Origin of the sequence: Streptomyces sp. F001 (assembly GCF_004187715.1) — a bacterium.
Lineage (GTDB): Bacteria > Actinomycetota > Actinomycetes > Streptomycetales > Streptomycetaceae > Streptomyces > Streptomyces flavusporus.
Window position 1 is genome coordinate 61,369 of the sequence record NZ_QZWF01000005.1, and the last position, 19,558, is coordinate 80,926.

Genomic DNA, 19,558 nt, shown 5'->3' on the forward strand with positions numbered 1-19,558 from the left:
GCACCATGGTCGACGAGCGGCTGCGGCGCCTGCGGAGTGAACTCGATGACCACTCGCGCATCGCTGATCGACTGGGGCTTGATCTGGAACGGCCGTTACGGTCCCTCAACGACGGCTATCCCGAGAACGCAGTCGCCCTCGTCGGGAAGCTGACCGAGAAGCTCCTCAAGGAGTTATGGCGCCACCACGGCGTCGAGGGCGACCCGTCGACGAAGGCCCTGAACGACCTGGTCAAGCGCTGCCGTCCGTACATTCGCAGCAGCACGGTTCTGGATGCGCTCGACGACATTCGTCGCCTCCGCAACCGGTCCACACACGACGGGTACGACATCAGTGACGAGGACGGGCTGCTGGCGGTCCGCAGGCTCGTCGACGTGCTGGTCTGGTTCACCGACACCGGGAGTGCGGCTCTTCTTGGCGGTGAGCCCGATATGGCGCCCGAGGTGGCGCGCCGCTGCGAGTTCCTTGCCGGGCTGTACGTGACCCTTGGATATCGGCAGGCCAAGCGGTTCGTCCTCAGCCCGGACACCGTGTACCAGCTGTTCTGCCGTGAGTCGGGGATGCGGCTGGAGTACGTGGAGCTGATGCTCTCCCGCGATGCCGACGACTTGAGTACCGTCCTTGCCTCCAGCGGTGGGGAGCTGTTGCGCACCCGGCTGCCCAAGCTCACCCGCTTCGTCGTCCTGGACGACGACGGCGGTGCGGCACCCGGTGCCCTCCATCAGATGCTGGGTCTGGACTTCCGGATCGTGCGTTACGACGGCTTCGTCGACACCGTCGTCAATCTCGACACCCACCTCGCCGATCTCGCCTCCGCCGACAACCCGGCGGAACCGCGGGCCGCGCTCGCTGCTGCGGCACTGACCACCGACCCGCGCACCGGCGAGTCGCGGATGGAGCAGTCCGGCGACGCGGCGGAGCTCCTGACGCGCCTGGCACGCGGCAGTGCGAACGTCCTGGTCACCGGCCGTCCGGGAAGCGGCAAGAGCACGCTCCTGCGCTCGCTGGCCGTCAACCCGGAGATCCGCCGCTTCCGCTTCTACTTCGACCTCGGTCTCAAACCGAAGGACGAACCGTTCTCCGAGTACGCGGCCCGCCTCCTCGCACCGGCCATGACGTCGGACCGCTCGCGGGCTTACGAACTCTTCCTCTACCTGATCCGTTCCGGGACGGCGCTGTGCGTGCTCGATGCCGTCGACGAGGGCGTCGAGGAACCAAGCGCTGCCGGTTTCCTGCGGCTCTTCACCGACCTCGCGGCCGTCCTGTCCGCCGAATCGGCGGTGGCCATGAGTTCGCGGGTGTCCTTCCTCGCGGACTCGCCCCAGGTACGTCAGCTGCTGGACAGTGGCGCGGGCCGCTCCGAGCAGCTGGTCGAGCAGATGTACGCGAACGGCGTCGACCCCTCCCGCGTGCCGCACTTCCATGTCGTACGCCTGGCCGAACCGGAGGCAACTCCTCTCGAGACGCGCCTCACCACAGCGCTGGACCTTCCTGCGGGGAAGCCGCTCGCGGACATTCTGGGCGTTCACATCGCGCGGACGCTGGCCGAGCGTGGGCAGCCCGATCTGGAGCCACGGCTGCCCGCCGTGTTCGGGCATGCATTTCTCACCGACCGCACGGTGTTCTCCCTCCTCGACATACATCGGCAGTTGGGTGCCAACGCCTTCAAGGGCGGACGCCTGGATCTCGACGCCTGTGTCCTGGCTCCGCTGCTGCGGCCCGCGGGGCCCGATCACGTCGCCTTCGTGCACACGGCGTACCAGGAACTCCTGGCTGCCAGGTTTCTGGCCGAGCGGACGAACCGGGACCTGGCAGCGGACCTTCCCGGCGGCGCCTTTCTCACCGAGCAGGTGCGGGCCTTCCTCGCCGAAATGCCCGGCAGTCCGGAGACTGACGACTGTGTGCTGCCCGCCGGGGCGTACCTGGTCGGGCCGGCCGAGCGGCTGCTGATCCGCCGCGTCGAGCGTCCCGTACGCTTCGACCGCCACGCCGTGACCGTCGCACGCTACCGCCGCTTCCTCGACGCCCTCGACGCAGACGGCACCTCGCAGTGGGACCACCCCGACCAGCCGGCCGGCGTCACACACCGCCCCTGGACCGACCGTCTGAAGCGGCCCGACTACTACGAGCATCCGCAATACGACGCCCACCCCGCCGTCTGCGTCAACTGGTGGAGCGCATACGCCTTCGCGGCGTTCGAAGGCAAACGCCTGCCGACCTCCCTCGAATGGGAGGCCGCCGCGCGTGGCACCGACGGGCGCCTGTTCCCCTGGGGCGACTCCCCCGACAGCAGCCGTGTCAACTGCGCCGACACATGGGTCGGCCGACCTGTCGTGACGTATCAGGCGTGGTACCGGGATTTCGCAGGCGACGCCGTTCGGCGAGCCGGGGCGACACCCGTCGACGAACGCCCGGGCAACCGCTCCCCGTTCGGCGTCCTCGACATGGTGGGCAACTGCTGGGAATGGACTTCCACCAGCCTGGACGACCCGGGCGAGGCCGTCATCTGCGGTGGCAGCTACGACAACCCGATGCGTGCGGTGCAGACCAGCAGCAAGGGCGTCTACCGCAAGCGCGGCGGAAGCAACGCGGTCGGCTTCCGGTGTGTGCAGGACATCGATACGTCCGGGGCAGAGGAGGCGACGGCATGAGCGGCGGGGGGCCACGTCACGGAACCATCGTCGACAGGCGCCCGAGCGGCGGAGGGCTGAGCGGTGCGCTCGGCTCCTATGTCGTCCGGGACGACGAGGACGAGCGGTACTACACCTTCGACTACCGGCAGATCGTGACCGAGGGATTCCGGACCATCCGCACGGGCGAACGCGTCCGGTTTCACGTCAGCGCCGAAAGCCCCGACCGGGCGGAGTTCGTCATTCGCCTCGATCAGCCCGACCCAGCCGAGTACTACCGGTGACCACCTACGGGGCTCCGCCCCTCGAGAACGTCACAGGGGCACGCCAGGAGCTGACCGTCGTCCTGCCCGTGCGGCTGCTACGCGCCCCCAACTGGCCCGAAGGTCCCTTCCCGTTCGAGCTGGGCAGCCGCCGCACGGACGCCCAGACCCGCTCCACCTACTTCGCCCCCGCCTCAGCACGCGCACTCTACGGGGCCCCCGGACGTCCGCGCCGCTGGCACCTGCCGCTGGACGTCAAGCACGAGGGGCTGCATCTGCTCGGCATGGAACTTCTCCGTGCGGCCACCGCTCGTAACCCGGAACACGCCCTCGCTGTACTGCACTTCAGCGTGCAAAGACAGCTGCTACCCGTACTGCGGGCCCTGCGGCGGCCGAACCCCGCCGATGAGCCGCTCACTGGGCCCTTCGACCCGGCTGGGCTGCTCGCCGGCATCGCCGACGTCCGTGACCCCGACGCACCGTTCGCCATAGCCCGGCCTTACACCATCGCCTTCATGACCCCTACGGCACAGCAGTCCCCCGCCCTCCGCTCCGGCCCAGAAGGGGCGCTTCCCGCCACCGCGGACCGCTGGCTGTGGCAGCTGGCCTCACGCTCCACACCGGAGGATTTCCCCCTGCCTCCGGAGACCGTCGGCGAACAGCTCAAGGACGCCGTAAGAATCTCGGCGGACTGGAGCGCCCTGGTGCTCCGTCAAGGGGCTGCCTTCCTCGGTCACCGGGCCGACACCGGTGCGGGCGACTTCTTCGAATTCGGGGCGCTGCACTCCCGTACCGTCTACCTCGACGCCCTGCTCCTCGGCTCGCTCCAGCGCGACCACATCGACGAGCTCACCGACGAAATCTCCGAGGTATTCAACTCCTCACGGCTGGCACACCGGGTCGCCACGCTGGAGCGGAACATCGCCGTCTTCCGCAGCACCTACTGGCGACAGCACCTCACCGCACACGGCCCGGCGAACGATCTGCTGCTCGCCTTCCAGAACCAGCACCGGCTACCGGCACGATTCGACGGAATCCTTGCTGAAGCGGCCGACTACAGCAGGCTCGTACAGACCCAGGAAAGCCAGCAGATCAGCGGAGCCCTGGGCGTCCTCACCATTCTCGGCCTGCCACTCGGCACGGCCCTCAGCATCCTGCAAGTGCTCGACGACCACTCTGTGGCACACCTGCTCATCGCGCTCACACTCTCGGTCGCCGCGACGGCCGCAGCCCTCACCACACGGTATGGACGCCTGGTCTTGTCATCCCTGCGGGGCGGGGATGACAAGGCGTAGAACATGGTGACTGGCCGCATCAGCAACACGTCAACGCCGTACGGACCTGTCTGCGCTCGGCCGGATCGCTGTACTTCCCCCACCTGCCCCTTCAACCGCTGCGCCAGCAACAGTCATCCCTGTTTCAGGTGCTGGATGAGCTGCTGGAACGTGGTCCGAGGCGCGTCAGCTCCAGCCGGTCATCGGCCCTTCGGGCAGAATTCGTTCAGCGCGTTGTTGAAGCCCGCGATGAAGGCGTCCCGTTCGGCCGAGTTGAGGGTGACGAACCTGGGCGGAGTCCTGGTCTTGCAAGCCCCCGGGACCCCCGCCTTCCCGGCCTGGAAGCCGGCGGTGGATGCCCTTGCAACATCGGACCCCCTCCCGGAGGGCTCCCCCGGCTTGGTTCCCTTGGGGCAGAAGGTGGCCAGTGCGTTGTTGAAGCCCGCGATGAAGCCGTCCCGTTCGGCCTTGCTGGGTGTGAGGATCTTGAGCGGAACCTTGGTCGTACAGGCCTTCGGGATCTGCGCCTTCCCAGCCTTGAAACCCGCGCGGAATCCCCTTTCGAAATCGCCGCCGCCCTGCGTGACGGCGGCCGACACGGAGGCATGAGCCGCCGGGCTCGGTGCAGCGAAAGCCTGCGGGAGCGCCAGGGAGACGAACAGCGCCGACGCGATCAGCGCGACGCTTCGCCTGGCCGTGCATTTTCTGTTCATGGTTTCTCCTAAAGCGGCGAGGATGCAGCTCTGCACTGGCTGCGGTGTTTCGATAGTCCGCGTCTTAGTTGCAGAATTGGTCGATTGCGCTCTTCTTCCCGGACTCGAAGCCGCGTTCGTAGTTCGGGTCGAGGGCGGCGACGCCCTTCTTCGGCGCGGCGGCCTCGCACAGCTCCCGGCCGAGGGCGAACCCGTCCTTTTGCCCCTGCCGAAATTCCGCACGGGCCCGCTCCTGCTCGGACTGGCCCGGCTTTTCGGGCTTCGTCCCATCGACCGTGGTGCACTCCACGGTCTCTGCGGGCGTGATGGCGCGGTAGTCGCCGACGACTGGCAGACCGCCGATCGTCCAGGTTCCGTCAGCTTCCACGGCGAATTCAATGCTGAACTTGCCGCCCGTTTCGGTGAGTTTGACGGTATCCCCAGGCGTGAATCCCTCCCCTGACGCACCGACCCCGATGCGGGTGGGGTCGACATCTGTCACCGTGCACGCCGCGCTGGGAGCGCGGGTGACGGAGGCCGGTGTGGTTGCGGTCGGCGCCGGGGCAGCGACAGCCGGGGCGAATGCGACCGAGGAAATGAGCAGAGGAGTGAGAAGTGCGAGGTAACGCTGCGAGTTCATCTTTTGTCCCTTCGCGGATAAGGTCGGAGATGGGCACAGCAGCTCCTGGAACTAGCCTTACTCCGGAGACGTGACGGCAGCGTGACAGGGGCGCCACCTCCAGGGCGGGCCGCAGCAGTGAGGCGGACGAACCGTCTCTTCAGAGCCCTGAGGCCGGGACAGCTGCGGAGCGGGAGCGACCTTTGGAAGTGCCGGTAGAAACGGCTGCACTGCTTCACGCGGCAGATCAGTGGGATGTTGCACTGGCCTCTTTCCCGCCCCGCTGACCGGCGGCACCGCGTCCCCGAGGAGGGCATTCGATGTAGCCAGGTACCATCAGAGTCCCACGGGGGCAACTCCGATGCATCTCGGCAGACGGTCCGGCGCCGCGCAGAGTCGCACCGGTGGTTGAATTGCGCAGGGATTTTCACCGGGTTTTACTCCCGCCGCACGGGCCGGTCAGGCACACGATCCACTCGGCGACGAGTGAGCTCCATACGACCGTGTCAGGGTCGCCGAGGCGGCCCCTCCCCGCCACTCCTGCCCGTGCCGGGTGCGCCGCCGATACACCGGAATCAAATGCCGGTGCACCGCGCATGCTTCCGCCTTCAGCGCGCCCAGTGCTGTGGGCAACCGACCTTCGGAAGACAGCAGGGCATTGCGAAACGGCATGCGCGGGCTTTCTAACAACCGCTAACAAATTGAGTTGATTGAGGTTGGTGGTCGTGCCAGGCGTGACGAGCTGACGTCGTCACTCGGCTGGAGGGCTTCGGCGTGCACGGTGGGCGGCTGACGCGCCGTCGGCCGTACCCTAGAACTCAGGCCGTTTCAGGAAAGGGCCAGGAGCACCAGCCAGTCGACGTCTTCGTCCTCGCCTGGAGCGAGGGTCAAGGGTTTTGGCACCTCCCTGTGAGCGACCACCAGCACCGGCCGCTCGGTCTCCTCGGCGTCCCGCGCCGTCCCCGTGCCGACCCACTGATTCCCGTACGCCCACGCCCGTATCGTCATGGCCCGGTCCTCGAAGGGGACGAGGAGAGCCGCGCCCCTGGACTCGTCGACCGTCGGATCGGTGAAGCCGTCGAGGACGAGGGTGCGCGGGGCGCCGGCAGCCCCGCCGCGGCCCTCACGATGGTGTTCAAGCTCGTCGAGTCCGCCCAGGCCCGCTGGCGCGCGGTCACCGGAGCCCACTTCGTCGCCCTGGTCCGCGCGGGCGCCACGTTCGAGAGCGGCGTCCTGGTCGAGCGCGCAGAGGCCACCGCTGCCTGATCACGCGTCACCCGAACCACAACTCTTGCCGCGCATGACGAAGTCGGCGGGCTTGCGCTCGTACTTCTTGCCCTCGGACAGGGCCTACGTCGGCGGTCCCACGCGGACTGCGACCGTGGCCTGATCCGCTTTCGCATGGCGACGGCCTAGCGTGCGGCAAGGGGCCCGCCAAGCGCAGGAACCTCGCCCTCTAAGGGATCGGGCTGCCGGGGTCCGCCCCCGTATCCGATCTGAATCAGGAGCACAACATGAGCACCGTCGCGCCGGTATCGCTGGTCACAGGCGCCAACCGCGGAATCGGCCGGGAGACCGCGCGTCAGCTCGCCGTACTCGGCCACACCGTCTTGCTGTGCGCCCGTCGGCTTGAGGACGCCGAACGGGCTGCCGATGACCTGGCCGGACTGCCGGGCACCGTCCTGCCGCGCCGACTGGACGTGACCGATCCTGCCGGTGTTCGAGCCCTCGCCCGGTCCGTCGAGGGAGACTTCGGCCGACTGGACGTACTCGTCAACAACGCCGCCATCAACTACGACACCGCCGCACGGGCCGTCGATGTCGATATCGAAGAGGTCCACCGCACGTTGGAGAGCAATCTCTTCGGCGCCTGGCGGATGACGCAGGCGTTCCTCCCGCTGCTGCACCGTTCCGCCCACCCGCGGGTGGTCAACGTCTCCAGCGAGTCCGGTTCGCTGGAGACGATGTCCGGGGGGACACCGGCATACGGGATCTCCAAAGCGGCCCTGAACGCGCTCACTCGCAAGTTCGCCGACGAACTGCGCGCCGAGCGGATCCTGGTCAACGCCGTCTGCCCGGGCTGGATCGCCACCGACATGGGCGGCCCGGCCGGCGGCCCGGTCGATCAGGGCGCTGCCGGTGCGGTCTGGGCGGCCACGCTGCCCGACACCGGCCCCAGCGGCGGATTCTTCAGGGACGGTCGGCCGCTGCCCTGGTAAGTGGCCGCCCCGAGAGTCACTCAGCGGCCGCCGCAGCATCTTCCAGCACCTGGATGTCGATTTCCGTCATGCCGGGCATACCCCATACGCCAGAGGCCCATCACGGGGTGATCTTGAGCGCCTGGCGGTCGTCTATGGCGGGCGCCGAGGCGGCTACGCGGGGTCAGGAGGTCCGGGCGTGGTGGTCCAGCAAGCGGGTGAGCAACTGCACGAACTGGTCGCGTTCGGCCGGACTCAGCGGCGCGAGCAGTTCGTCATTGAGGTCGTCCAGGACCTTGTCGAGGCGGCGTAGGTGACGGCGACCTTGGGTGGAGATCGTGATGACGTTGCGGCGCCGGTCGTCGGGATCCGGCGCCCGCTCGACGAGGTCACGCTCGGCCAGTTCGTTGAGCACGCCGACCATGTCGCTGCGGTAGATGCCCGTGCGCCTGCTCAGCTCCGCCTGGCTGGCCGGCCCGCACTCCTGCAGTGAGGCGAGCACGGCGTAGTGCCACTTGCGGGCGTCGGCCCGGGCCAGCCCCTCGTTGATCAGCCGGTCCGACCGCGTGGACAGCTGCGACAACAGTCGGCTCGCCCGCCGACGCAGCCTGTCGGGCGTCTTGAGCGGGCTATCGTCGGGCATGTCCGCGGCTTCGGCTCTGATCATGGCACCAACCCTACCCGTTGCGTTAGTCCAACTAACGATATACGTTTGCCCGCACCGACACCGTTAGTGCGACTAACGCCAGTTGAGCGAATTCCAGGAAGGAAGATCCGCCATTCCCACCGAGACACTGCAGATTCCCACCCCTGACGGTCAGGCCGACGCTTTCGCCGCCTTCCCCGACCGTGGCGAGCGGCACCCTGGGGTGCTGCTGTACTCGGACGCCTTCGGCGTGCGGCCCGTGCTGGAGGAGATGGCCCGCGAACTGGCCGGGCACGGCTACTACGTGCTCGTCCCCAACCTCTACTACCGGCACGGCCCCGCACCGGTGGTCGAGCTTCCCGAGCACATCGGAGAAGAGATCCGGCCCGCGGTCATCGCCCAGCTCATGCCCTTGCTCGAGGCACACACCACCACCGAATGTGTCCTGCGCGACGCCGGCGCCTACCTCGAGTTCCTCACCGCCCAGCCCGAGGTCAGCGCCGGGCCGGTCGCCGTGACCGGCTACTGCATCGGCACCCTCTTGGCGCTGCGCACCGCAGCGGCCCACCCCGACCAGGTGGCCGCCGTTGCCGGATTCCACCCCGGCTTCGTGGTCACCGACGCGCCCGACAGCCCTCACCGCCTCGTGCCCAAGCTCACGGCCGAAGTCCATCTCGGCCTCGCCGAAGGCGACCTGTCGCCCGAGGTCATCAGCGAGCTCAACCAGGCCCTGGATGCCGCAGGTGTCGGCTACACCTGCGAGATCTACCCCGGCACCGTCCACGGCTTCACCATGTCCGACACCGACGCATTTAACGCTTCCGGGCTGAGGCTCCACTGGGACCGCCTGCTCTCTCTCCTGGACCGCAGCCTGGCCAACAGCTGAGGCTCCGGCGCGGAAACCGCATGACCACACCAGGTCTCGCCCGCAACTCACGGCCGGCGTGCCAGCTGACGACTCCGGAGGCGTGTACTTATGGTTTGGTTCTACGACTTCCCGGCCGGGCACTGGATCCACCTGCGGACGACGAACCCCATCGCGTTCACCCTCGCCACAGTGCGGCTGCGGACCAACGTCACCCGCAGGGCCGGCTCCGGCACGGCCGCCCTGGCCATGGTCTTCAAGCTCATCGAGTCCGCCCAGCAACGGTGGAGGGCCGTAAACGCATCCCACCTGGTCGCCCTCGTCCGCGCCGGAGAACGCGGCCAGTCGTCGAGCGACCGGAGCTCAGCGCCGCCTGAGCCCCCGGGGCTGTCCGGCTGGTTCCGTGACGCGGAGCGCGGAACTGAGTCGCGTGGCGGGAAGTGATCCCCTCGACGCGGACTCCCCTTCCTCTCCGCCAAAATTCCCTGCCCCTCTGACCGGTTGCGTGATCAACTGTGGCCGTAGGCAACCCCATTGACCTCACCGGAGCTACCTTGCCCATCCGCATCACTGCCCTGGCCGATCCCGACCGCACGTCTTCTGGCTATCGCCTCGCGTGGCTGGCCAGCGGGGATGACGGCGAACCCCTCGGGTCCGCGTTCCTGCGGGTGTTCACCCGGGAGGGCCAGGAGCACCTGGCCGAGCTGCAGTTGAATGTGCACACGGCGGAGCGGCGCAGGCGGGTCGGGTCGCGACTCCTCGAGACGGCGGTGGCTGCCGCGCGGGAGGTGGGCAGGCGGTCGGTGGTCGCGCAGGCCGACGCGGGCACGCCCGGCGATCGCTTCCTTGCCGCAAGTGGGTTCCGCAAGGTGCTGACACTGACGTATGCCCGGCTTGCGCTGGACGAGTTGGACAGCAGCAAGGTTGAGGAGATCCACGCGATCGTCGAGCGGCCGCACCCTGGCTACCGTCTCGCGTCATGGCGCGGCACCGTCCCCGAGGAACTGGCCAAGACCTTTGCCGACTCGCGCCGCGCGATGGACGACATGCCGATGGACGACACCGACTACGGTGTCGTGGCCTGGGACGTCGAGCGGGTTCTGGCCGCTGCCAAGGCCATTGCCGACCGCGGGGAGCTGCTCACCACGGTGGTCGCCGTCGACGAGTCGGACGGCTCGATCGCCGGCTTCTCGGAGCTCGTCGTGCCAGGCAACGGCAAGGGCGACGGGCTGCACTACGGCACCGGCGTACTGCCCGAGCACCGCGGCCACGGCCTCGGCCGCTGGATGAAGGCCGAGTCGATCCGCCTCGCCCGCACCAACCACCCCGAGCTCACCGGCCTGGTCACCGATACGGCGGACAGCAACACGCACATGCGGCGCATCAATGACGCACTGGGGTACGTCCCCACCCACAAGGCGCTGGAGTACCAGCTCGACCTCTGAAGCCATGCGGCAGGGACCTACAGGCCGCTCAACCCGCAGGGCGACGGAACTGCCCTGACACGCTCCGCCGGACCCGAGCCACCTCAACCGAGCCACAGAATTTGACAATTACTCGGTGACGAGCAGGGACAGCGGCTTCTGCCCCTGCTCGACCGCGACGTGCAGCTTGGTGGTCAACCCGCCACGCGAGCGTCCGAGGCCGTGGTCGTCGAGCTCGGTGTCGACTCCACCAGGAGGCTCCTTCTGCAGATCTCCCTTTTGCGAGCCCCGGCGGCATGCTGGTGGGCGCGGGCGAGCGTGGAGTCCACGCTGACGTCCCAGGTAGTCAGGCCCTTCGCGTCAGCCCCGGCCTGCAGTTGCTCTAGAACACGTTGGCGAAGCGCTTGAACGCGGCCCTGGTCTCCGGCCCGGCGATTCCGTCGATGTCGCCGGTGTAGTCGTAGTGCCTCAGCAAGCGCTGTAACGCCTTGACTGTGTTCGTTCCGGGGATTCCGTCGATCGCATCGTTGTAGCCGTGGTGCTCCTTGAGGAGGCGCTGCATTGCCTTCCAGCTGTTGGTGCCGAGCTTCCCGTCGATCTCGCCCTCGTAACCCCAGACGCGCTTGAGCCAACCCTGGAGCCCCTTGGCCTCATCCTCGCTCAGGCCGAAGTTCTGCGTCGCGAGCGGGGCGTAGGCCTCGGCGCTCACCACCTGCTTGGTGGGTGTTTCGGATGCCGCTGCGCTGGTAGCCGCAAGTGCCAGGCTCCCGGCGGCTATGCCGACGGCGGTGGTGGCACTGCCGAGGATCCTTGTCAAGGCTCGCATTCGTTTCCCTCCCTAGGGGGTGAGCCGACCACACCGGCCGACTCGCGCTCACGAGCCCAGTCTTAGGAGATTCCATTTCGCTGTGCACCTATAAGGTTTGAGGTTTCGTCGGCCGCAGGCCGGGAGAGCACGCGCAGTGGTCTTCGATGTCGGTGAGTGACTCGTGGACGAGACCCGGGAGTACGGGACTTGGGCGGACTGGCTGGGGGTGCCGCGGCACACCCTTCATGCGATGTTCGGGGGCCGTCATCGCCCGAGGCTCTCTTCGGCGGCTACTCCGCGTAGGGCTGGTCCTTTCCCTGGGCGCTGTAACCGAGGCTCCAGATGTAGCCGTCCGGGTCCGCGAAGGAACCGCCGTATCCGCCCCACGGCAGGGTGCCGGCGGGCTTGAGGATCGTAGCGCCGGCCTTCTCGGCTTCCGCGATGATCTCGTCGACCCGCGCCTCGCTGCGGACCACGTAGGTGAGGACCAGCCCGCTGAAGCCGCTGCCCTCCGGGCTCGTGCCCACCTGGTCGGCCAGGCCTTCGCGGCCATAGAAGCCGACGGGCGAGCCGCCGTCCGGTTCGAAGAACACCGAGACCCCGTAGTCCTGCTGGACCTTCCAGCCGAGACCCTCCGTATAGAACCGCTTGACGCTTGAACTCAGCTGTCGCCCGTCAGTTCTTCTGCAGGGTGCGGGTGGCACCCGCGATGATGGCGGTCGTCAGCACCCAGCCGAAGGCGATCAGCAGGTAGGCCAGCCACTGGAGGCTGTCGTTCGACCAGTACCAGGCCGTGCGCTGACCCAGACCACCGATGGGGATCAAGAGGTCGAGTGTGTAGACGAGGGGCCGGAACGGGGCGCCTTCGCCTTGTTTGACCGGGTGGGGGGAGTGAGCGCCGAAGGACAGCGTGCCCAGCAAGGTCAGCGCGAGGAGCCAGACGCCGGCCAGCCAGGGGCGGTAGCCGTAGCCGACGGTCGCATCGAGCAGGTGCCCCCACACGCGTGCGGCCGGGTGAAGGGTTCGACGCCGATGGCGCTGTTTGGCCAGGAGTACGCGGCGGGCGTCGTCGTCGTGGCCGGCCTTCCGGTACCAGATCGCCAACTGCTCATAGGGCTGGGGGTTGTAGCCCGGGCTGCGTCGTATCCATGCCACACGGTGGGCCACGGAGTCCCGCTGTCCCACTGCCTCCCGCCGCTCGCCTGCTTCGTCCATCTTGATGGAGCCGTAGACGAAGCCGTCCAGTTCCACCAGGTCCGGCCAGCTGTGGTCGCTGTCGTGGAGGTAGGACACCTGCGCGCCCCGCAGGTCCACGGTGCCGGACGGCGGCCGGGCGAGGGTGAAGTCGAAGTCGACGGCCTGCATCAGTAGGGCGACCAGTGACGGGCCGTGGCCGTCGGGCGGTCCGTTCAGGACGGCTCCTTCAAAGGTCAGGTTGTCCGAGATCCGGGCACCGCGCAGCCGTACGGTCCCGTTCGCGGTGAACCCGTCGGAGAAGTCGAGCGTCGAGGCCACGGCGTTGTCCAGGGCGAGCGCCACCCCGCGCCGGCCGGGGTGTTCCAGTAGTGCGCCCCGCATGTGCAGTCCGCCTGGCAACTGCGCTCCCATGAGACGGACTTCGCCGTGCGCGACAAATCCGTCCTGGCAGTAGACGCCGCCCTCCGCGACCAGTCCGCCGGCGGACACTGCCCATTCTTCGGATGCGGTGATTTTGGCGTCGTTGAGGTTCACGGCGCCGCTCACCTGGGCGTTGATGAGTGACAAGGCGGTGACCCTGCGGTGGAAGGGCGAGGCAGAGCTGCTTTCCAGGTGGGAGTGTCGCAGGTCGAGTCGTCCCTCGATACGGATCATTCCGGCTTCCACGCCCGGCACTCGGCTGCCCGTGATCGCAATCGACTGGGCCGACGCTCCGGAGAGGTCCACGCCCTCCGCGAACCAGCAGTCCTCGAGCCAGAGGGCGTGAGCGATCTGCGCGCCGGCCAGGTTCAGGTGTCCCGATATCCGCGCCCCGGCGAGCCTCAGGCACGCGACGGCGCCCGGCTGCGCGGTGTTCGCGCCCAGGAGGAGCGCCACGATCACGACGGCCCGAACCGTCCTCCCCGGGCCCCACTGCCCACCCTCGGAGACACGGTCGTCCTCGGGCACACCCGTGCGCAGGTCCACGCGGCGCCCCTCCGGGAACGCGTCCCACAGCTCACGCTCCGGTGAGGTCAACTCGTCGTATGAGAGCACCCATGCAGACTAGTGATCTTCCTTCGTGCTCGACGACCACTCTGTGGCACACCTGCTCATCGCGCTCACCCTGTCGGTCGCCGCCACAGCCGCGGCCCTCAGCACACGGTATGGGCGCCTGGTCCTGTCGTCCCTGCGGGGCGGGGAGGGCAAGGCGTAGAACACCGGCTTGCCGTCTTCACGCGCGTCGACCACTACCGGTCATACCCGGGTCACGCACTCGACCTGATCAAGCCTCGCGGCTGAGAAGGCTCACCTCCTGGGGCACCGTGGCCCGCAGTTCCCTTACCAAGGCGCGCACGACAGCGGATCCGGCCAGTTCGGAGGTGGTGACGTAGCCGATCTGGCGTGTGGGGCGCTGGGGGCCGAGATCAGAGATACGAACCGAGGCCGGTGCTCCGGCCAAGGAGAGCGCGGGCATGATCGCCATTCCGTGGCCTGCGCTCACCAAGGAGAGCACCGCTCCGTCGTCCTCGGCCTCGACGGTCGCTTTCGGGATCCAGTCCTGTGCAGCCCACCAGTCGCGGGTGTACGAGCCACAGTTTTCGGCCCAGTCGACCAGCGGCAGCGAACGCGGGGCGGCGTGACCCGCCGCGTGCACCAGGGCGTACGGCTCCTCGAAGAGTCCGCTCGCGACCAGCCCTGGTGGAAGCGGCATGGAGCCGCCCAGCGTGGCGATGGCTATGTCGGCTTTCCCGTCGGCCACTTCGCCCGCGGTGCCGCGCCCCACCTCGCGTACGATCCGCACCCGCGGCTCGATCGCGGGATGCCGGGCGCGCAGCCGCTGCAGGACGGGCGGCAGCAGATGGAGAGCCGCGCTGCGGAAGGCCGCGATCCGAAGCGGCCCTTCCGCCGCGTCGGACCGGGCCGCACCGCGCGCCTCAGCGGTCAGGACGTCCAGCAGGCGCAGGATGCGGCGGGCGTGCGCCACGGCCTTCTCTCCGGCCGGGGTGGGACGGGCGCCGGTGCGGCCGCGTTCGAAGAGGACGGCACCGATCTTGCGCTCACTGCCGCGAACCGAGTGGGAGACCGCGGACTGCGTCAGACCGAGCTTCTCGGCCGCGGCCGAGAAGCCGCCGGTGTCCGCGACCGCCACCAGGACGCGCAGTTCGTGCGGGGCGAGATCGGAGTCGGTCGTGCGGGCCACGGGGCACTCACCTCAACGTATGAGAACTGCTCATGGAACGGGGTGTCGCATGAGCCCAACCGGCTGCCCACCAGGCCCATTCCCGCCCTACGGTCCGGTCATGAACGAGACCGCGCTCACCGTGCACCAGACCGCCCGCCCGCACGGCTTTCCCACCGCCAGGCATTTCGCCTTCGTCGAGTCCACGGTTCCCGAGCCCGTAGTCGGCAGTGCTCTTGTGGAGAACCTCTACTGGTCCGTCGACCCCTACCACCGCGAGATGATGGACGACGTGCCCGGCGGCTTCGCGCTCGACGCACCGCTGGAGGGCCGCACCATCGGGCGGGTCATCGCCTCGCGCACGCCTCGGCTGGCCGAGGGTGAGATCGTGTTCCACCGGCAGGGCTGGCGCACGCACGCGGTTGTCACGCCCGAGGAGGTCCGGCAGCTGCCCCGCTTCGACGGGGTGCCCCTGACCGCGTACCTGAGCATCCTCGGCGGCACCGGCCTGACCGCCTATGTCGGTCTGACCCGCATCGCCCGGCTCCAGGAGGGCGAGGACCTGTTCGTGTCGGCCGCAGCGGGCGGGGTCGGCACGGCGACCGGGCGGTTCGCCCGGCTGCTCGGCGCCGGACGGCTCGTGGGCAGCGCGGGCTCGGCAGCGAAGGCCGGCCATCTCACGCGGGAGGTCGGCTACGACGCCGTCTTCGACTACCACGACGGGCCCGTCGCCGATCTGCTCGGCAAGGTCGCACCGGACGGCATCGACGTGTTCGTCGACAACGTCGGCGGCGAGCAACTTGCCGCGGCGGTGGGACTGTTGCGTGAGTTCGGGCGCATCGTCCGCATCGGCACGATCAGCCAGTACAACACCCCTGACGCACCGCCGCCGCGCTTCGACTACGCGGACATCGTGGAGAAGAGCATCCGCATGGAGGGGTTCCTGGTCAGCAACTACCGTGATTTGCAGGAGGAGTTGTACGAGTTCGCCGTACCGCATCTGCAGAGTGGCCGGCTTGCTCTGGACGAGACGGTGGTTGACGGGTTCGAGCGCATCGTGGACGCGTTCTTGGGAATGCTGCGCGGCCAGAACACCGGCAAGATCATCGTGCGAGACGGGACGCAAGCCTCACGATGACCTCGTGTGCGCCTTGGGACACCTTGGCGTCAAGTGGCCCAAGGCTGCCCGGTTTTCCTGAGGTGAGTGACGGGGCAGACCGAATCTTTCGGCCTGCCCCGTCGCCTACATCATGGGTGTCAGTTGCCCGGCTGCCCTACCGACGGTGATGGCCGCCACCGTCGTGGTGACGGTCGCGGTGGTCGCCGCCGTGGTGGTGACGGTCGCGGTCGTTGCCCCACGCGCGGTCGTCCACGAAGCGGCCGCGGTCATCGCGCAGGGTCGCGGTGTCGGAGCGGTTGTCCCAGACCTCGCGGCGGCGGTCCTGGTAGAGGTCCGCCTCGGTGTCGCGGCCGACGCCGGTGTGGATACGCACCGTCGAGCGGCCCTCGAGGCGGTAACCGTCGAAGACGTAGGTGTTACCGTCCTCGTCCTGAAGGGTCCAGCCGTCCAGGTCGACCTCGCGACGGCTGTTGTTGGTGATCTCCACCCACTCCCTGTTCAGTGAGCGGTTGGACCAGTCGTCACGGCCCGGGGAGTCGTACTGCACGGCCGAGATCTCCACCTTCGCACGGTCCCAGCGAGGGTGGTCGGCGGCCGACGCCGGCAGCGCTCCGGCGCCGAGGACCGTGGCGGCCGCGAGGACGGCGGCGGACAGATGACGGGCGGTCACAAGGGAAGAAGACACGAAGGCCTCCTGCAAGTGCGGGCACCGGTCCGCTGTTCAGCCCACCAGTGGGACTGGAAGCGGAAGTGATGGTGCGGTGTACGGATGGCGGCCGGCCGGCCGCGCACCCACACCTTGGCCGCAGCTGCAGGACACGAGCGAGATACGCGCACCGTGTTACGAATTACTCACATTACCGTTACTCTCACCTGCAATGTCCATTTATGCAGCAAATGATCCGAGTTGATGGCCCGCCGACCTGCAACCCGTTGCAGGCACTGGCCAACCCCGCCACCACCGTCCCGGCACGCGGACCGGCAACCGTCCGCCCCAGCACCCGAAAGTGCGTAACGGCGTCGCAGCATCGCGGGATGGTCCCTCACGAACTCCAGGCTGGGTCCGCGCCCCTGGTTCAGGCGGGAGGCCACCAGCGGGGCGCCGCCCAGGCCAGGGCGTAGCCGAAGCCGTTGATCGACCAGTGCAGGGCCGCGGGTGCGAGCAGGCTGCCGGAGCGGCGGCGCAGCTCGCACAGGATCGCGCCGGCGGCGACCATGGCGACGACGGCCGCCGCCACGGTCGGTGCCACGCTTGCCGAGCCGGTTCCGAAGGCTGTTCCCACGGCGGAGTTGGAGCGGTTGAGGCCGCGGGAGGGCAGTAGGTGCCACAGGCCGAAGAGCAGGGACGAGGCTGCGGTGGCCCATGCCGTGCCGCGTCGGCGCCGGATCATGGCCCACAGCACACCGCGGAAGGCGGTCTCCTCCAGCAGTACGGTGCCGATCGGTACGCGTACCAGTACTCGCGACAGCAGTTGCCCGACGGACAGGTCGGCGGCCCTGGAGTCCCGGAACGCCTCCCGGCCGGCCGGAACGGCGAGGAGGAGCAGGAGGACGACGAGGACGGCAGCGGCCAGGACGGGCGCCCACCGCAGTCCCCGGCGCAGCCCCGCCGCGTCGATCCCGAGATCGGCCAGGGTGAGACCGTCCCAGCGGGCGATCAGCAGGAGGACGGCCGTCGCGGCCACACAGGTGAGGACGTACGCAACGGGGCCGCGGGCGAGCCAGTTGTTGATCAGGTTCGCGGCGGCCAGGACGAGCACGACACAGACGATCCGCATCCTGATTCCAGGATCCCGCAGGTGGTGGCGGGATGCCCGGACGCCGTCGGATCACTCAGGTCAGGAGGAGGGATTTTCCGAGAGTGGCGCGCTGGGCGAGGGACGTGTGGGCGTCGCTCGCCCGTTCCAGCGGATAGGTCGCGCCGATGACGGGGTGGATGCGGTCCTGCGCGGTCAGCGTGAGCGCCTGTGTGAGCGCGTCCCGCATGGTGGTCCGGTCGGGCGGGCCGGACTCCAGTGCGTTGGTCACCTGCACCTGCCGTTGTTCGGCTGCCTTGGGATCGATGTCGGCGAACGCGCCGCTGGACGTGCCGTAGGTGATGAATCGGCCGCCCGGGGCCACCGCTTCGAAAGCCGCCTTGCCGAGTTCTCCTCCCGCGCCGTCGAAGGCCAGGTCGACACCGGAGCCGCCGACCGCCTCGCGGACCTGGTGCTGCCATCCCTGCTGCGAGTAGTCGATCGCGACCTCTGCGCCCAGCTCCCGGGCCAGCGCGAGCTTGCGCTCGCCCCGGGCCGCCGCGACGACCCGGGCGCCGGCGGTGCGCGCCAGTTGCACCAGCAGCGAGCCCGCCCCACCGGTGGCCGCGGCGACCAGGACCCACTCATCCTGTGCGATCTTCGCCTTGTGGGTGAGCATCACGGCGGTGGTCCCGTCGTGGAGTACGGCCGCCGCATCGAGGGAGCTCACTCCATCGGGAACCTCCACGATCTCCTCCACGGCGGCGGCCATCTGCTCCGCATAGCCGCCGGAGCCCCAGGCGACGACGTGGCGCCCGATCCAACCGGGATCCACCCCCCCCCACGGACAGCACCCGCCCGCGCCGCCGCCACCGGGTACGTAGGGAGGCTTGACCGGGAAGTACTCCCCTCCCCAGCCGGCGCGCAGCAGCGTGTCGAGGTAGATGACGTCGGCGGCAGCCAGCCCCACCACGACCTGTCCCGGACCGGCCACCGGATCGGGAATCTCCTCGGGTACCAGCACCTCGGGGCCGCCGAACTCTCGCACCTGAATCGCACGCATCACGAACACATCCCTGCCTGTTCCGGTGGACATCGCAAGGGCAACCTAGAACCTCAAGCAAAGTTGAGGTCAAATATCATTCCTCGGTGGGAGATCGTCTGCCTGGCGGTTCGAGAGGACAGGCCCATGGGATGGTCGTCCCGGGGGCAGGCCTCTGGGATGGGTCTCAATTTCAACGATCACTACCACCCGCTGCTGCTGAAGCAGGTGCCGGACGGCGCGCGGACGGCGTTGGACGTCGGATGCGGGACGGGGCGGTTCGCGCGGCTGCTCGCGGGGCGGGGCCTGGAGGTCGAAGGGGTCGACGCGCATGCGGAGGTCATTGAGGCGGCAGGAGCGGCTGGAGGTGGCCCTCGGTACCGTCAGGCCGATGTGCGCGAAGGGCAACTGCCCGACGGTCGGTACGACTTCATCTCGTGCATCGCCAGTCTCCACCACATGCCGTTCGACACGGTGCTGACGTTGCGGAAGGCTCTCGCTCCGGGCGGTGTTCTGGCGGTGCTGGGGCTCTATCCGGTCAGAACGGCGGCCGACTTCGCGTGGGCCCTGCCGGCGTTGTGCCTGCTCAGGGCGGACCGTGTACTGAGCAGGCACGACCACGCCCCGTCCGTGCGGATCCCGATGGTCTGGCCGCCTCCACTGTCGTACGGCGAAACCCGCGCCGAATCCGCCCGTCTGCTGCCCGGCTCGACCCTGCGGCGCCTGCTGTTCTGGCGGTACCTGCTGGTGTACCAGGCCTGAGGGTCGTCAGGGCATTGCGGCCGGTTCAGGTCTGGAGGAGGTTCGTCCCGGCCATGTGGCGGAATCGGCGACGGAGGCCGAGATGCGATCTCGTCAGCTCACGCGGACGATTGATCCAGAG

The 19,558-nt window shown here is 68.6% G+C and carries 18 protein-coding genes and 4 pseudogenes; 11 read left to right on the forward strand and 11 right to left on the reverse strand.

Translation table 11 applies throughout. The features are described 5' to 3' along the window. Positions 1 to 5: 5 nt before the first annotated feature. Genes StrepF001_RS20440 through StrepF001_RS20450 form a run of 3 tightly spaced genes read left to right on the forward strand, consistent with a single transcriptional unit; the run spans position 6 to position 4,188 of the window. Positions 6 to 2,651 (forward strand): SUMF1/EgtB/PvdO family nonheme iron enzyme, encoded by a 2,646-nt coding sequence (locus StrepF001_RS20440; RefSeq protein ID WP_240797627.1) that lies wholly within the window; start codon positions 6 to 8, stop codon positions 2,649 to 2,651. Then, positions 2,648 to 2,914, forward strand: coding sequence for a hypothetical protein (locus StrepF001_RS20445; RefSeq protein WP_129799692.1), 267 nt, complete (start codon positions 2,648 to 2,650; stop codon positions 2,912 to 2,914). Before StrepF001_RS20440 ends, StrepF001_RS20445 begins: the two co-directional genes overlap by 4 nt. Then, complete coding sequence (locus tag StrepF001_RS20450) at positions 2,911 to 4,188, forward strand: hypothetical protein (RefSeq protein ID WP_129799693.1); 1,278 nt, start codon at positions 2,911 to 2,913, stop codon at positions 4,186 to 4,188. Before StrepF001_RS20445 ends, StrepF001_RS20450 begins: the two co-directional genes overlap by 4 nt. 179 nt (positions 4,189 to 4,367) lie before the next feature. On the opposite strand, the gene StrepF001_RS20455 is transcribed toward StrepF001_RS20450, so the two are convergent. Continuing rightward, the gene (locus tag StrepF001_RS20455) at positions 4,368 to 4,916 is read right to left on the reverse strand and encodes a hypothetical protein (protein ID WP_129799694.1); all 549 of its coding nucleotides are present in this window, start codon (positions 4,914 to 4,916) and stop codon (positions 4,368 to 4,370) included. Between the two features lie 28 nt (positions 4,917 to 4,944). Next, complete coding sequence (locus StrepF001_RS20460; protein WP_129799695.1) at positions 4,945 to 5,499, reverse strand: hypothetical protein; 555 nt, start codon at positions 5,497 to 5,499, stop codon at positions 4,945 to 4,947. Between the two features lie 1,074 nt (positions 5,500 to 6,573). Here StrepF001_RS20460 and StrepF001_RS48095 point away from each other — a divergent pair. Both StrepF001_RS48095 and StrepF001_RS20475 read left to right on the forward strand, forming a co-directional pair. Beyond that, positions 6,574 to 6,744 (forward strand): annotated as a pseudogene (locus StrepF001_RS48095) (IS256 family transposase); the annotation flags it as partial. Positions 6,745 to 6,992: 248 nt separating this feature from the next. Further along, a complete protein-coding gene (locus StrepF001_RS20475) occupies positions 6,993 to 7,697 on the forward strand; it encodes an SDR family oxidoreductase (RefSeq protein ID WP_129799696.1) in 705 nt (234 codons plus the stop codon). A gap of 163 nt (positions 7,698 to 7,860) precedes the next feature. On the opposite strand, the gene StrepF001_RS20480 is transcribed toward StrepF001_RS20475, so the two are convergent. Beyond that, the gene (locus tag StrepF001_RS20480; RefSeq protein WP_129799697.1) at positions 7,861 to 8,343 is read right to left on the reverse strand and encodes a MarR family winged helix-turn-helix transcriptional regulator; all 483 of its coding nucleotides are present in this window, start codon (positions 8,341 to 8,343) and stop codon (positions 7,861 to 7,863) included. Positions 8,344 to 8,455: 112 nt separating this feature from the next. Here StrepF001_RS20480 and StrepF001_RS20485 point away from each other — a divergent pair, with 112 nt between their 5' ends. The 3 genes and pseudogenes from StrepF001_RS20485 to StrepF001_RS20495 all read left to right on the forward strand — a co-directional run bounded on the left by StrepF001_RS20485 (position 8,456) and on the right by StrepF001_RS20495 (position 10,632). Next, positions 8,456 to 9,208 (forward strand): dienelactone hydrolase family protein, encoded by a 753-nt coding sequence (locus tag StrepF001_RS20485; protein ID WP_129800069.1) that lies wholly within the window; start codon positions 8,456 to 8,458, stop codon positions 9,206 to 9,208. An 87-nt stretch (positions 9,209 to 9,295) separates the two neighbouring features. Then, positions 9,296 to 9,631 (forward strand): annotated as a pseudogene (locus tag StrepF001_RS20490) (hypothetical protein); the annotation flags it as partial. Positions 9,632 to 9,741: 110 nt separating this feature from the next. Then, positions 9,742 to 10,632 (forward strand): GNAT family N-acetyltransferase, encoded by an 891-nt coding sequence (locus StrepF001_RS20495; RefSeq protein WP_165396316.1) that lies wholly within the window; start codon positions 9,742 to 9,744, stop codon positions 10,630 to 10,632. 156 nt (positions 10,633 to 10,788) lie between these two features. Here the strand turns inward: StrepF001_RS20495 and StrepF001_RS48100 are convergent. After that, positions 10,789 to 10,937 (reverse strand): annotated as a pseudogene (locus StrepF001_RS48100) (IS5/IS1182 family transposase); the annotation flags it as partial. 56 nt (positions 10,938 to 10,993) lie between these two features. Then, positions 10,994 to 11,437 (reverse strand): peptidoglycan-binding domain-containing protein, encoded by a 444-nt coding sequence (locus StrepF001_RS20505; protein WP_129799699.1) that lies wholly within the window; start codon positions 11,435 to 11,437, stop codon positions 10,994 to 10,996. Positions 11,438 to 11,573: 136 nt separating this feature from the next. Between StrepF001_RS20505 and StrepF001_RS48105 the strand changes: the two are divergent. Next, positions 11,574 to 11,678 (forward strand): annotated as a pseudogene (locus tag StrepF001_RS48105) (haloacid dehalogenase); the annotation flags it as partial. A gap of 31 nt (positions 11,679 to 11,709) precedes the next feature. Here the strand turns inward: StrepF001_RS48105 and StrepF001_RS20515 are convergent. The 3 genes from StrepF001_RS20515 to StrepF001_RS20525 form a co-directional block, all read right to left on the reverse strand. Then, complete coding sequence (locus StrepF001_RS20515; RefSeq protein ID WP_129799700.1) at positions 11,710 to 12,123, reverse strand: VOC family protein; 414 nt, start codon at positions 12,121 to 12,123, stop codon at positions 11,710 to 11,712. Beyond that, positions 12,095 to 13,651, reverse strand: coding sequence for an oxidoreductase (locus StrepF001_RS20520; RefSeq protein WP_129799701.1), 1,557 nt, complete (start codon positions 13,649 to 13,651; stop codon positions 12,095 to 12,097). The genes StrepF001_RS20515 and StrepF001_RS20520 overlap by 29 nt, the downstream gene beginning before the upstream one ends. A gap of 229 nt (positions 13,652 to 13,880) precedes the next feature. Continuing rightward, positions 13,881 to 14,798 (reverse strand): LysR family transcriptional regulator, encoded by a 918-nt coding sequence (locus tag StrepF001_RS20525; protein WP_129799702.1) that lies wholly within the window; start codon positions 14,796 to 14,798, stop codon positions 13,881 to 13,883. 100 nt (positions 14,799 to 14,898) lie between these two features. Between StrepF001_RS20525 and StrepF001_RS20530 the strand changes: the two genes are divergently transcribed. After that, a complete protein-coding gene (locus StrepF001_RS20530) occupies positions 14,899 to 15,915 on the forward strand; it encodes an NADP-dependent oxidoreductase (RefSeq protein ID WP_129799703.1) in 1,017 nt (338 codons plus the stop codon). Between the two features lie 136 nt (positions 15,916 to 16,051). Here StrepF001_RS20530 and StrepF001_RS20535 read toward each other — a convergent pair whose 3' ends face one another. The 3 genes from StrepF001_RS20535 to StrepF001_RS20545 form a co-directional block, all read right to left on the reverse strand. Beyond that, entirely contained in the window at positions 16,052 to 16,582 is a 531-nt protein-coding gene (locus StrepF001_RS20535; protein WP_240797596.1) for a lamin tail domain-containing protein, read from the reverse strand. Positions 16,583 to 16,973: 391 nt separating this feature from the next. Next, the gene (locus StrepF001_RS20540) at positions 16,974 to 17,675 is read right to left on the reverse strand and encodes a CPBP family intramembrane glutamic endopeptidase (protein WP_129799704.1); all 702 of its coding nucleotides are present in this window, start codon (positions 17,673 to 17,675) and stop codon (positions 16,974 to 16,976) included. 55 nt (positions 17,676 to 17,730) lie between these two features. Then, a complete protein-coding gene (locus tag StrepF001_RS20545) occupies positions 17,731 to 18,696 on the reverse strand; it encodes a zinc-binding dehydrogenase (RefSeq protein WP_129799705.1) in 966 nt (321 codons plus the stop codon). A gap of 159 nt (positions 18,697 to 18,855) precedes the next feature. Between StrepF001_RS20545 and StrepF001_RS20550 the strand changes: the two genes are divergently transcribed. Beyond that, on the forward strand, positions 18,856 to 19,437 hold the full coding sequence (locus StrepF001_RS20550; RefSeq protein WP_129799706.1) for a class I SAM-dependent methyltransferase: 582 nt from the start codon (positions 18,856 to 18,858) through the stop codon (positions 19,435 to 19,437). Positions 19,438 to 19,558 lie beyond the last annotated feature (121 nt).

Coding starts and splice junctions, on each gene's coding strand:
- StrepF001_RS20440 (WP_240797627.1), top strand. CDS start 6: ATGGTCGACGAGCGGCTGCGGCGCCTGCGGAGTGAACTCGATGACCAC.
- StrepF001_RS20445 (WP_129799692.1), top strand. CDS start 2,648: ATGAGCGGCGGGGGGCCACGTCACGGAACCATCGTCGACAGGCGCCCG.
- StrepF001_RS20460 (WP_129799695.1), bottom strand. CDS start 5,499: ATGAACTCGCAGCGTTACCTCGCACTTCTCACTCCTCTGCTCATTTCC.
- StrepF001_RS20475 (WP_129799696.1), top strand. CDS start 6,993: ATGAGCACCGTCGCGCCGGTATCGCTGGTCACAGGCGCCAACCGCGGA.
- StrepF001_RS20480 (WP_129799697.1), bottom strand. CDS start 8,343: ATGATCAGAGCCGAAGCCGCGGACATGCCCGACGATAGCCCGCTCAAG.
- StrepF001_RS20505 (WP_129799699.1), bottom strand. CDS start 11,437: ATGCGAGCCTTGACAAGGATCCTCGGCAGTGCCACCACCGCCGTCGGC.
- StrepF001_RS20530 (WP_129799703.1), top strand. CDS start 14,899: ATGAACGAGACCGCGCTCACCGTGCACCAGACCGCCCGCCCGCACGGC.
- StrepF001_RS20540 (WP_129799704.1), bottom strand. CDS start 17,675: ATGCGGATCGTCTGTGTCGTGCTCGTCCTGGCCGCCGCGAACCTGATC.
- StrepF001_RS20545 (WP_129799705.1), bottom strand. CDS start 18,696: ATGCGTGCGATTCAGGTGCGAGAGTTCGGCGGCCCCGAGGTGCTGGTA.
- StrepF001_RS20550 (WP_129799706.1), top strand. CDS start 18,856: ATGGGTCTCAATTTCAACGATCACTACCACCCGCTGCTGCTGAAGCAG.